An 11,391-nucleotide genomic window follows, 5' to 3' on the forward strand; every position below is an offset into this window, starting at 1 on the left:
ATAAATTGAAGTCAAAATTGCACAAATTTGGCATGAAGAGATCGATAGAGGTAATCTTGCGCGGTTTGGTGATTTAAAGGCTGATCGAGTGTGGATTTTGCGACAGGTGTTGCGAGGTCACCGGCAGGGGCTAAGGCGAAGACTGAGAATTCTGGTCTCAGAATGGGTTTCGCGGCATTGAGTCAGCAAAATTAGCACCTTTAGAGAAACTGAGGAGCCTGTGATTGGGTAATGTTAATGTCCAATCTTGGGTATTTTTGGTCACATCGCTGGTCACATGGATCGATCGCCCCGGTGATTTAACTCGGATCAGCGAAGGCTCGCAGATGAACCATGAATTGGCTATTGCTTGGGTGTGGATCGCTTGATGCGAGATTGAAGTTTTGTGAATTGTTGAATTAGGGAGAACACCCAGGTGATTTTCTGGAGATTCGCTTCGAGGGCCGGTTCAAAGGCCCGGTAGGTTTGGCGAAATCCATAGATGCCGCGCTGGCCGATCGCGATGTTTTGCGGCGCATTGCCCAGGACGGCATGGGTGCTGCGGGCGGCGGATTCCAGGCCCTGGGCGGTGTTCCGAAGGGTGCGCCGTAGTTGCCACAGTTGCCAAGCCAGCCACAGCAGGCTGATCGAGAGGAGGCCGTCAATTCCCACAACCGCCCACAGGCCGATCTCGCTGGGAACCGAAGGCACTGTGCCCACAACAGTCTGAAGGAGGAGCAAAACCATGGGGGCCAGGGGCAATCGGGACAGAAAACAGCAGTTCCCCGTAGGCTAGCACGGGTGGCAGGGACGATCGCATCTTGCGTGCTCCTTATGTTTGCTTTGCTCAAGTCCCCGTCAAATCCCCGGTCGATCGAGGGAGGATAACGGGTTCATCTGTTCACTTGGCCAATGGGCGGTTGGGGAGCAAGGCCTGTTGATGGAGGGTGGCTTGCACCAACTGTCGGAAATAGCTGATGGGTTGTAATTGCAGTCGATCGCGCGTGGTCACCAACACCACTTCTCGCTCGATCGCTGGATCCGCCAGCGGTAACACTCGCAAACCTGGATCCTCCTTCGCCTCCAGCACGGCCGACTCTGGCAAAAGGGCCACGCATTTTCCCTGGCGGACAACCCCCCGAAAGGCATCGAGGGTGTTCAACTCCAAGGCAACCCGCAGGGTAATTCCCTCGCGGGCAAACTGTTCCTGTACCAACCGCTGCATTCCGTAGCCATCCTTGAACACCACATGGGGATATTCCCCCAGATCTAGCCAGGACACTTGCCCATGGTTGGCGAGGGGATGGGATGCGCTGACGAGGGCCACCACGGGTTCCTTGTAAAGGGAATCCACCACCCAATCGGTGTTATTGGTCAAAAACCGGTTATTCATGACCACGGCCACATCAACTAGCCCATCGCGCAACACCTTGAGCGATCGATCGCTGCCCAAGGCCGTCACCCGTAACTGCACTTGGGGATAGGTTTGGATAAAGTCCTGCAAAATGGCGGGCAGTCGGTAGGCACAAACGGAGTGAATGGCGGCGATGCAGAGTTCCGGTTGTTGCCCTTCGCGCAGGTTGGCGATCGCCCGATTGGCCAAGTCCCACTCCTGCACCATTCGGCGGGCGTGGGGTAACAGTTGGTTGCCAGCAAGAGTGAGTTGGATGGGGGTGCTGCGACGAATCAGGGTTAGCCCCAGGGTAGACTCCAGGCTCTGAAGTTGGCGGCTGATGGTGGATTGGGTGACTCCGCAACGCTTAGCGGCGGCCTGGAAACTACCGGTATCCGCGATCGCGAGGAAGGCCTGTAACTGTTCGAGTCGCATGAGCTGGGGCAAGCAAGGAACCCAAGGGCGCGATCGGGGACGTTGGGAAAATAATCCGCATCAAGACCCGATCACGGCCTAAGCCAGCAAACTTTGCCATAGTTCCCCGTTTCCTTGCGCGATCGCCCTGAACATTGCGCGACTCCGGCCCATGCTGTTTTTGAATGATGGGTTAATCAACGGTCGATTAATTACGGTTAATTACGCCTGATTACCCCTCATCACTCCCACTCACTCCTAATCATTCATGGGCCAGCCCAGCGGTTGTTGATTGACCCTGCGATCGAATGAGGCGCTGCACTGCCGCGATCGCGGGATTCAGTTCTGGCCCCTTGCGGTGAGGATCTGCCTCAAACGATCGTTGCTCCTGCTCAATCATCAACACATCCTGCTCTACCAACCCTTCCAGCAACTTGGCCGCCGCATTAAACATCCGATCTTTCACCCACTGGCGGATCGCCACCGGCAACTGATGCAGCCGCTCGAAGGCGTGTAGGGAGGTGAAATGCACCAAATAGGCCCGGGTGTGGGTGGCGCTGACGGGACAAAACAGGCAATAAATCTTGAACTCTTGGCCCAAGCTAGAAGCCCAGTGGGGATAGACATAGCTCACCCGGAGCGGTTCCGGGTGTAGTTTGCGCATGGCGGGGATAAACAGTTGCGCCACCGCCCAAATTTTGTCAATTCGGTAGTAGCTTTGGGCTTCGTAGAGAGCATCGACTCGATCGGGCAATTCGGTGAGCTGCTCCAACTTCGCGGAAGCCCAAGCCTGGTAGTCCTGATGCAAATGCCCATGGTACATATCCATCAGGTTTTCGATCAGAAAAGAAAAATGCCCCTGACAATCGATCGTGGTCATGGAAGCGATGTAGTTTAAATGGCTCCATTCCGGCAGTCCCATCGGTTCCGGCAACACCTGCCCTGGTTGTAATTTCCCTGGCCACAACCAAATGAACCCATCCAATTCCCGCACCGGGTAGGTACGAATTCGGCAAGTGGGCAGCTTTTGGTTATCTCCCAGGTAGGGCACATCCACGCAGGCCCCAGCATTGTCGAACTGCCAACCGTGGTACATACACTCGATCCGATCGCCCACTACGCGCCCATCCGACAACTTCACCAGTCGGTGGGGGCAACAATCCTCCAGGGCTTGCACTTGCCCTTGGGTGTCGCGGTAAAGCACAATTGCCCGCCCCCAAAGTTCCACGCCCAGCGGCTGGCGAGTGACTTCCCGATCGCTCGCCACCACATACCAATGGTTGGGGTCGATGCCGGTTGCGCGTAGGGGCACTGTCTTGGCTGGTTGAGCAGTCGTGGGGGTGGCAGTTTCAGGAGACATAGGCAAAGGAAAAGGGAACTAGGCAGCGCAACGGGCCAGTAACTGACGATATGCTGTGGGGCCCGCGACTGAGATTCGGAAAATCTCGGCGCTTTCAAAGCTAGCAAATCATCGCTCAGAGACCAATTTGCGAGACTGGACGCTGTTGGTTGCCGCTGCCCAATCCATGCCTTGCGATTGAATTTGGGAGCCAATCCAGAAGATCGCTATGATTCCGGTGGGCAGTCGATTCCTACCTTGGGTGAAGTTCTGCAACAAATTCCTCGGTGGGCCCGATCGCCTTTTGCCTGATCGCCCAGTTTTGTTTGCGGCTTGTTTGCGGCTTGTTTGTGGTCTTGTGTGGCCTGACGAGCTTGTTGTTGGTTGGCTGGTAATTAGCTGTTAGTTGGTTTTTGAACTAATCCGCCCTAGCTCTCACCTTGTCTGATCTACCCGACTGGATTCGTTTGCAAAAGGCCCTGGCCGTGGAAGCGGAACGGGGCTTTGGGGATTTGGCTGGGCGGGAATATCGATTCAGTGAATTTTTGTGTTTGCAGTTTGGCCGCCCCCCCCAGGGATTGTCTGCGAGCGATCGACGGCGGTGGCGAGAAACAGCGGCCCAGTTTGCGGAATATCCCCATTTGGACTTGGCCCAACGCAAGCGGATTGTGGTGAACACGCGGCAGTTTTTGCACCAGGTGCAGCGTGCCTGCGAGGGGGCGATTGCCGAGGCCGCGGCTCCGGAGGCGGCCCCCCGATCGCCCAAGCGCCCAAAAACAAAGGATTTGAACCAACTGCAACCGGCAACCATTGCCCGATCGCTGACTTTGGATCTGCCCCTGTCGCAGGTACGGGCGATTGGGACGCGATCGGGGGGGCGGTTGGCCAAGTTGGGGCTGTTGACGGTGCAGGATTTGCTGTGCCATTACCCTCGCGACTATATCGATTACGCCCGCCAGGTGAATATCCGCGACTTGGAAGGGGGCGAAACGGTGACGATTGTGGGGACGGTGAAGCGCTGTAATTGCTTTACCAGTCCCAAAAACTCAAAACTCACGATTTTTGAACTGATTCTGCGCGATCGCACGGGCCAAGTGCGAATTAGCAAGTTTTTTGCAGGAACCCGCTTTAGTTCGATCGCCTGGCAAAAGAGCCAACAGAGTCTTTACTCCTCGGGCGCACTGGTGGCCGCGTCCGGCCTGGTGAAGCAAGATAAATATGGCATTACGCTCGACAATCCCGATTTGGAAGTAATCGACAGCGCCGACGGGACGATCGCCTCCTTAACGGTGGGGCGGGTCGTGCCGGTCTATGCCCTCACGGAAGGGGTGACGGCGGATTTGGTGCGGCGATCGGTCTTGGCCGTGTTGCCCGCCGCTAGCCAAGTGCCGGAAGCCTTGCCCCGTACCTTTCGTGAACGCTACAACCTGATCAAAATTGCCGACGCGATCGCCCAAGTGCATTTTCCCGCCGACGATGATCAGTTGGCGGCGGCCCGACGGCGGTTGATTTTCGATGAATTTTTCTACCTCCAGTTGGGATTGCTCCAGCGGCGATCGCAACAAAAACGCCAGGAAACCAGCGTGGTTTTGGCCACCACTGGCCCTCTGATTGACCAATTTCACCAGGTGTTGCCCTTTGAACTGACCGGGGCCCAAAAGCGCGTGGTGGGCGAAATTCTAGAAGATTTACAACGGCCCACCCCCATGAACCGTCTGGTGCAAGGGGATGTGGGATCCGGAAAAACCGTCGTGGCCGTGATCACCATCCTGGCGGCCATCCAAGCGGGCTACCAAGCGGCCCTGATGGCTCCCACGGAAGTGCTGGCGGAGCAACATTACCGAAAAATTGTCGGTTGGTTTAACCTGTTGCACTTGCCCGTGGAGTTGCTGACGGGTTCCACGGGAGCCAAAAAACGACGCGCCATCCATGCCCAATTGCAAACGGGAGAGTTGCCCTTGTTGGTGGGAACCCATGCCCTGATTCAAGACAAGGTGGAATTTTCCCGTTTAGGCCTGGCGGTGATTGATGAGCAGCACCGATTTGGGGTGCAACAGCGGGCCAAGCTGCAACAAAAGGGATTTCAGCCCCATGTGTTGACCATGACCGCCACGCCGATTCCGCGCACCTTGGCGCTGACGATCCATGGGGATTTGGATGTGAGCCAAATTGACGAGTTGCCGCCCGGTCGGCAGGCGATTCAAACCACGGTGCTGCGATCGGGCGATCGCCCGGCGGCCCATGACCTGATGCGCCGAGAAATTGCCCAAGGTCGCCAGGTTTATGTGGTGTTGCCGCTGGTGGAGGAGTCAGAAAAACTCGATTTGAAATCCGCGATCGAGGAATATCAATACCTTTCTGAGGTGGTGTTTCCGGAGTTTCAGGTGGGTTTGCTCCATGGGCGCATGGGTTCGGCCGATAAAGACCGGGCGATCGAGCAATTTCGGCAAAACGAAACCCAGATTTTGGTGTCCACCACGGTGATTGAAGTGGGGGTGGATGTGCCCAACGCCACGGTGATGGTGATTGAACATGCAGAGCGCTTTGGCTTGTCTCAGTTACACCAGTTGCGCGGTCGGGTGGGGCGGGGGGCAGCTCAGTCTTTTTGTTTGTTGATGAACACCAGCAAAAGCCCGGAAGCCAGCCAGCGGCTAGAGGTGTTGGCCCAATCTCAGGATGGCTTTTTTATTTCAGAAATGGATATGCGGTTTCGTGGCCCCGGTGAAGTGTTGGGCACGCGCCAATCGGGTTTGCCGGATTTTGCCCTGGCCAGCTTGGTAGACGATCGCGATGTGTTGAACTTGGCGCGATCGGCCGCTGAGGATTTGATCAACACCGACCCAGATTTGGCAAACCATCCTCGAATTGCCGCCGAACTGGGCTATCGGTATCGCAAGCTATTGGGGGGTATGATTTTGACCTAGGCGACTTGGCAGCGGCGATCAAAATGTGCCCCACCGCTCAAAGCCCATAAAGCCCGACCTTTCAGGATACCGAGTCATGCGAGATGCTGTGGATCGCCGTGGGACAGTGCGGCGTGTTTGTCGGCATCTCTGTACACATCCATATATATGTATTGTCGAACACAGCTGTTGGGCCGGCTCAAGTGGGCCCGCTCAAGGGGCGATCGCGGGTTGTCGTCCGTGGCAGCGGGCCGGGGCCCTGATCCAATCGAGGTTGGCCGGGCAAAACAGGGTTGACCGGGGCTGCTGTTTTCCTGGGGAAGTTTCCTTGGGGATTCCTGGGGGGCGATCTTGATCGATTCACGATTGATTATGTTTTTCAATCGCAATTAATGATTGGTAATTGTGATATTTAGCGAGTTTTAAATTATTTTTGATAATCAATCGAAATTCCCGGTCAGTGATTAAAAAAATCTATAGTTGTCAGCCTCCCGGAGCGGGCGAATCAGGATGAAAAATCTTGGTTCGTTTGACGATCTCAATTTAGCGGTTTGGGGTGAATTTCCCTAAAATACCGTCGTCTCAGTTCCTCAGTCGCCAAGAAATTCCATGCAACCACAAATTGTGCTGGTTAATCCTCAAATTCCGCCCAATACGGGCAATATTGCCCGTACCTGTGCTGCCACCGGTACGGAACTGCACCTGGTGGGCCCTTTGGGCTTTGAAATTACCGATCGCTACCTCAAACGGGCTGGGCTGGACTACTGGCCGTTTGTCAAGCTTCGCTATCACGCCGATTGGCCGGCATTTGCCGAATTTCACCGCTCAATCGGGGGACGACTGATTGGATTTTCCAGCGGTGGCAGCACGTCCTATCACCACATCGCCTACGCCCCTACGGATTGGCTGTTGTTTGGCAGCGAAACGGAGGGGTTACCGACTTCGGTGCTGGAAATTTGTGACCTGATTGCTCGTATTCCCATGAACTGCGCAGGTGTTCGTAGCCTGAACCTATCGTCAAGCACCGCGATCGGGCTGTTTGAGGCTCGGCGGCAGTTGGGATTGTTGGGGTAAGTCCTGTTGCGAGTCCAGGCCCCGGGTAATGAGGAGGTTGAGGGGTAATGAGCAGCGAGGACGGTCACGGGATGGCGATCGTCTGGAATTGGCTCATCTTGCCCAGGGCTGACGGGGTTGATGGATAGCCAACTGTCTGAATTTGACCATCCAGGCAGATGGGAGCCGATCACGATCGCCCGTCAGCGGCTAAATAGAGTCGATTAAGGCGGCTTCTGACTCCCGATCGCTGGTCGATCGCGGCTGAACCATGGCTGGGTCGTGATTGCTCAGGCTTAGTCAGCCTTTCACCTCTTCGGGGCGATCGCTGTGGCGGGACTTTCGTGCCTTGGTCGGGGCGATCGGGAGTCTGATTAATAAGAAAATCCTATCGATGAATCGTCCGAATTTTGCAGCGAATTTTACATTTTTTTTAATTCATCAGGCTCTAAAACGACATATTCCCTCCTCGGAAATCTTGACTAGGCAATCCAAGACACAGCGTAGGATTACGGTGATCCTGACCTGTCGGCTAAGTCTTGAAAGGCAGGTAATCTGATACGCGTTGTCAATGGTTTGAGCGCCTGAAAGTCTTTTGAGAAAAGGGCTTTGGAAAAATGATGATCAAATAAGGGGCACAATCCTGAACAGCAAAACATCACCGAAAGGCCCAATATTCATCAAGAAAACAAATACCGAAACTGTCACAAATCAGTTGCCAATCTGGTTAAACTTGCCTAAACCACAAAAGCAGGGTAGTCTTGCCTAAGCCTTAACTCGTATTAAGACCCCGGTCTAACCGAGCTTATCGCTGGCCGCCGCGTCGCACCTGAGCGGTGATCTAGCCATCCAAGGCGCTTGGGACGGCAAGGCTGATTCAATCGCAGTCCAATGGGCAATCAACGATTGAGCACCCCACCCACGACCAGAGTCGAGGCGAGTTCTGTGGTTTACCAGCCCAAGGCTTGCTGACTGCTGAGTTGCCAGCGCCCCAATGACCAACAATCCACATCGTGCGATGACCGAACAGTACCAACAAGCTCCCACGGAGACTAGTCGGAAGACCCGCGCCTCGATCGCGACGCTAGGGTTGGCAATCTCAATGGGTGCAACAGGGTTGCTGTTGCCCCGCCAAGGCGACCACGCGATTGCGGCAGAACCCAACCAGGCTCCGTCCCTCAGTAGCCAAACCGTGGCGGCGGCCACCAGCAAGACCCATACGGTTCAAGCCAACGACACGATCGCGACCATCGCCCGCCAATACGATGTTGCGCCGGAAGCCCTAGCGGCGGCGAACCACCTGTCGATTGATGCTGTCCTGAGCGCTGGTCAACAACTCACCATTCCAGCCCGCAGCATTCCCCAACGCACCGTTGTTAGCGCGATCGAGCCAATCACCGCCGAAGTGGAAACGGCGACCTTGAGCGCGCCCACCGTCGAAACGAGTCAGACAACGGCTGAAGCGAATTCCGAGCAATTTTCCGTCTCCCTGGCCCATGGCGAAAGCGAAGCCGACAGCCAGCCCACAGCAATCACCCTTGATCGCAGCCGAATCCCAGCCCTCCCGGAAAACCAGGTTGAAGTGGCTGCGGTTGCCCCTGAAGCAGCGGTTGTGATTGATGCTTCGTCCACTGCGGCCGAGTCGCCTAGCGCCAACAGTCCTGCTGTGACGCAAGTTCCCGTCGCGGAAGCCCCCTCTTCGCCCAACACGATCGACCTGCTGGCGGATGCCGCTGCCATCCGGAGCATCGATCGCTTGCAGGCTCAGAGCGATCGACTGAGCCAAGCACTGCAATCGCTGGCGGCGAACACCGGAAACCTCCTGGGTTCGACCACCGAGGCGATCGAGCTGCTGGCCCTGGAGCCGCAACCAACCACTGAATCAGCAGAGCGTCCCACGACCGATCGCACCGAAGAAACCGTTGCACTTCAACCGGCGACTACGGCCGAGCGTGCTTCTACAGATGCGGTGACCCCCACTGCCAATGACCTGGTGGTTAGCATCCCCACCGCCGCTGACTATCGACTCACGGCCGTTGCGGTTCCCACGCAGCGCCTCGATCTCCCGGCTGTGCCCGTGAGTGCCGCAGCCGCCCGCACGGTTGCAACGGAAGAAGCCGGCGGTGGTGCTGTCAATCTTCTGAGCCATGCTGCCACTGCTCAATCGCTGGCCGGCGCTGCCGATGTGCCCACCGCCAGCAGCCGCCTCCAACAGGGGACGGCCAACAGCGACCTAGCCAGCCCGCGCTACAGCCCCTACATCGACGGTCTGCGAGCTGAAATCCAGGCCCTGCAAGCTCGCTACCAAAACCAAACCGGCGAATCGAGCCGCAGCGGTGCAATCAGTCTGTTGGCTCCGGCCGCCGCCACCGCCGTGGCCGCCAGCCAAGCCAGTACCGTGGCCAATCAGGTGGCAACCGTAGCTGTGCAGCCGCCCTCTGCGCCCCTGAGCGATCGCCCGCTGGCCCTGAGCCAACCGATGCCGGAAGCGGATCCGCGCCGCAGCCAACTAATTGCCGCTGCCTCCGAACCGCTGAACGCCCGTAATCCCCGCGTGCAAACGCTGCTGAATGCCAGTGTTTCACCGCAACTACCGCCCCTGTCGGATCCTTCGGCTTACCTACCGGGCGCACAACCCCAGACCATGCGCGGCTACATCTGGCCGAGCCAAGGCATTCTAACCTCTGGCTATGGCTGGCGCTGGGGCCGGATGCACCGAGGTATTGATATTGCAGCCCCTGTGGGTACACCGGTTGTGGCAGCGGCTGACGGTGTGGTGGCAGTCTCCGGTTGGGACAGCGGTGGCTATGGCAACAAGGTGGATATTCGCCACCCAGACGGCAGCTTCACTCGCTACGCCCACAACAGCCGTCTTTTGGTAAGGGCTGGTCAAACCGTCCGCCAAGGTCAACTGATCGCAGAAATGGGTAGCACGGGCCGCAGCACTGGCCCCCACCTGCATTTTGAAATTCGCCCATCGGGCAAAGGCGCAGTGAACCCGATGGCCTTCTTGCCGAGCGGCGGACTACGGGCGGCTCGTTAGGTTAACTGACGCTCCAATCCCTGCTTAGGTTCCCCTAAACTAAACCCGTGCTGGACGCGATCGTTGCATCCAGCATGGGTTTTTTAGTTGGCATTTTTATGGGCATTTTTATGGGCATTAACTTTGGGTGTTTGGGGTGAGTCTTGCTGGAGGTGCTTTTGGGGAACCGGTTGAAGTTTTCGAGTTTAAACTGAAAAGCATTGTCCCTAACGGGCCATGCATCAGGTTGACCTTGCTAGTGGCTTTGCTTGCTAGTGCCTTTGCTTGTTCGTGGCTTTGTTAGATCGAACCGTTTGCGGGAGAGAACCATGCGACTACTTCACACCATGCTGCGGGTGGGCGACTTGCAGCGATCGCTCGATTTCTATTGCAATGTGTTGGGGATGAAACTCTTGCGCCAAAAGGATTATCCCGATGGCAAGTTCACGCTGGCCTTTGTCGGCTATGGGGACGAGTCGGAAACGGCCGTCATTGAGCTAACCCACAACTGGGGCGTGGAGTCCTACGAACTCGGAACGGCCTACGGTCACATTGCTCTGGGGGTAGATGATATCTATGCCACCTGCGAGGAAATCACGACGCGGGGCGGGCGAGTGACCCGCGCTCCCGGCCCCATGAAACATGGCTCGACGGTGATTGCCTTTGTGGAGGATCCAGATGGCTACAAGGTGGAACTCATTCAGCTCAAAAATCAGGATGCTGCCCCATCGCCATCCCTAGCGACGGCGGCTTCTTAAGTGTGGGTGGTTTAGACAGAGTGCGGGGCCCGTTGAAAGTACCCGGGCCCCGCGCGGCAGGCGGTTAAGAATCCATCAACCCGGCGGCCAGGCGAGCGATCGCCCACCCAGCACATGGAAGTGCAGATGAAAAACCGTTTGTCCGCCATCTTCGCCGGTGTTGGCCACCACGCGATAGCCCTGATCCAGGCCTTCCTGTTGGGCAACTTTTTGGATCACAAGCATCAAATGCCCCAACAGGGCTTGGTCTTCCGCCGTGGCCGCCGCCAGGTTCTCGATCGGCTTTTTAGGAATCACCAACAGGTGGACAGGGGCTTGCGGATTCACATCCCGAAAAGCCAAGGCCAAATCGTCTTCATACACGATCGCGGCGGGAATTTCGCGGCGGATGATTTTGCCAAAGATGGTGTCGCCACCGACAGTCATGGGAATAGGCTCCTTCGGAACGCAGAAATAATGCAGAAATTGGGAACATGAAGGCGTGGGGGTGCGAGCAGCCCTGGTGCGGGAAACCGCTCGCCGGCCGGGCG

Annotated in this window: 8 protein-coding genes; 4 read left to right on the top strand and 4 right to left on the bottom strand. The window is 56.7% G+C overall.

Features of this window, described 5'->3' with window-relative positions; all coding sequences use genetic code 11:
• Positions 1–342 precede the first annotated feature (342 nt).
• From H6G52_RS01310 to H6G52_RS01320, 3 genes are all read right to left on the bottom strand, one after another.
• Positions 343–726 (bottom strand): hypothetical protein, encoded by a 384-nt coding sequence (locus H6G52_RS01310; RefSeq protein ID WP_190525915.1) that lies wholly within the window; start codon positions 724–726, stop codon positions 343–345.
• Positions 727–880: 154 nt separating this feature from the next.
• Positions 881–1,807, bottom strand: coding sequence for a LysR family transcriptional regulator (locus H6G52_RS01315; RefSeq protein WP_099533410.1), 927 nt, complete (start codon positions 1,805–1,807; stop codon positions 881–883).
• Positions 1,808–2,048: 241 nt separating this feature from the next.
• Complete coding sequence (locus H6G52_RS01320) at positions 2,049–3,146, bottom strand: aromatic ring-hydroxylating dioxygenase subunit alpha (RefSeq protein ID WP_190525917.1); 1,098 nt, start codon at positions 3,144–3,146, stop codon at positions 2,049–2,051.
• Positions 3,147–3,565: 419 nt separating this feature from the next.
• Here H6G52_RS01320 and recG point away from each other — a divergent pair, with 419 nt between their 5' ends.
• The 4 genes from recG (at position 3,566) to gloA (ending at position 10,861) form a co-directional block, all read left to right on the top strand.
• Positions 3,566–6,049 carry an ATP-dependent DNA helicase RecG gene (gene recG / locus H6G52_RS01325; RefSeq protein WP_190525919.1) on the top strand — a complete coding sequence of 828 codons (2,484 nt, stop codon included), beginning with the start codon at positions 3,566–3,568 and terminating at the stop codon, positions 6,047–6,049.
• Between the two features lie 588 nt (positions 6,050–6,637).
• Positions 6,638–7,102 carry a tRNA (cytidine(34)-2'-O)-methyltransferase gene (locus H6G52_RS01330; RefSeq protein WP_190525921.1) on the top strand — a complete coding sequence of 155 codons (465 nt, stop codon included), beginning with the start codon at positions 6,638–6,640 and terminating at the stop codon, positions 7,100–7,102.
• Positions 7,103–8,099: 997 nt separating this feature from the next.
• Entirely contained in the window at positions 8,100–10,124 is a 2,025-nt protein-coding gene (locus tag H6G52_RS01335) for a LysM peptidoglycan-binding domain-containing M23 family metallopeptidase (protein ID WP_190525923.1), read from the top strand.
• Between the two features lie 308 nt (positions 10,125–10,432).
• Entirely contained in the window at positions 10,433–10,861 is a 429-nt protein-coding gene (gene gloA / locus H6G52_RS01340; protein ID WP_099533404.1) for a lactoylglutathione lyase, read from the top strand.
• Between the two features lie 75 nt (positions 10,862–10,936).
• On the opposite strand, the gene H6G52_RS01345 is transcribed toward gloA, so the two are convergent.
• On the bottom strand, positions 10,937–11,287 hold the full coding sequence (locus H6G52_RS01345; protein WP_190525925.1) for a histidine triad nucleotide-binding protein: 351 nt from the start codon (positions 11,285–11,287) through the stop codon (positions 10,937–10,939).
• Positions 11,288–11,391 lie beyond the last annotated feature (104 nt).

Origin of the sequence: Limnothrix sp. FACHB-881 (assembly GCF_014698135.1) — a bacterium.
GTDB lineage: Bacteria > Cyanobacteriota > Cyanobacteriia > CACIAM-69d > CACIAM-69d > CACIAM-69d.

What these genes read in the sequence shown, in the direction of transcription:
- H6G52_RS01330 (WP_190525921.1), top strand. Translation starts at nt 6,638, where the DNA reads ATGCAACCACAAATTGTGCTGGTTAATCCTCAAATTCCGCCCAATACG.
- gloA (WP_099533404.1), top strand. Translation starts at nt 10,433, where the DNA reads ATGCGACTACTTCACACCATGCTGCGGGTGGGCGACTTGCAGCGATCG.
- H6G52_RS01345 (WP_190525925.1), bottom strand. Translation starts at nt 11,287, where the DNA reads ATGACTGTCGGTGGCGACACCATCTTTGGCAAAATCATCCGCCGCGAA.
- H6G52_RS01310 (WP_190525915.1), bottom strand. Translation starts at nt 726, where the DNA reads ATGGTTTTGCTCCTCCTTCAGACTGTTGTGGGCACAGTGCCTTCGGTT.
- H6G52_RS01320 (WP_190525917.1), bottom strand. Translation starts at nt 3,146, where the DNA reads ATGTCTCCTGAAACTGCCACCCCCACGACTGCTCAACCAGCCAAGACA.
- H6G52_RS01315 (WP_099533410.1), bottom strand. Translation starts at nt 1,807, where the DNA reads ATGCGACTCGAACAGTTACAGGCCTTCCTCGCGATCGCGGATACCGGT.
- H6G52_RS01335 (WP_190525923.1), top strand. Translation starts at nt 8,100, where the DNA reads ATGACCGAACAGTACCAACAAGCTCCCACGGAGACTAGTCGGAAGACC.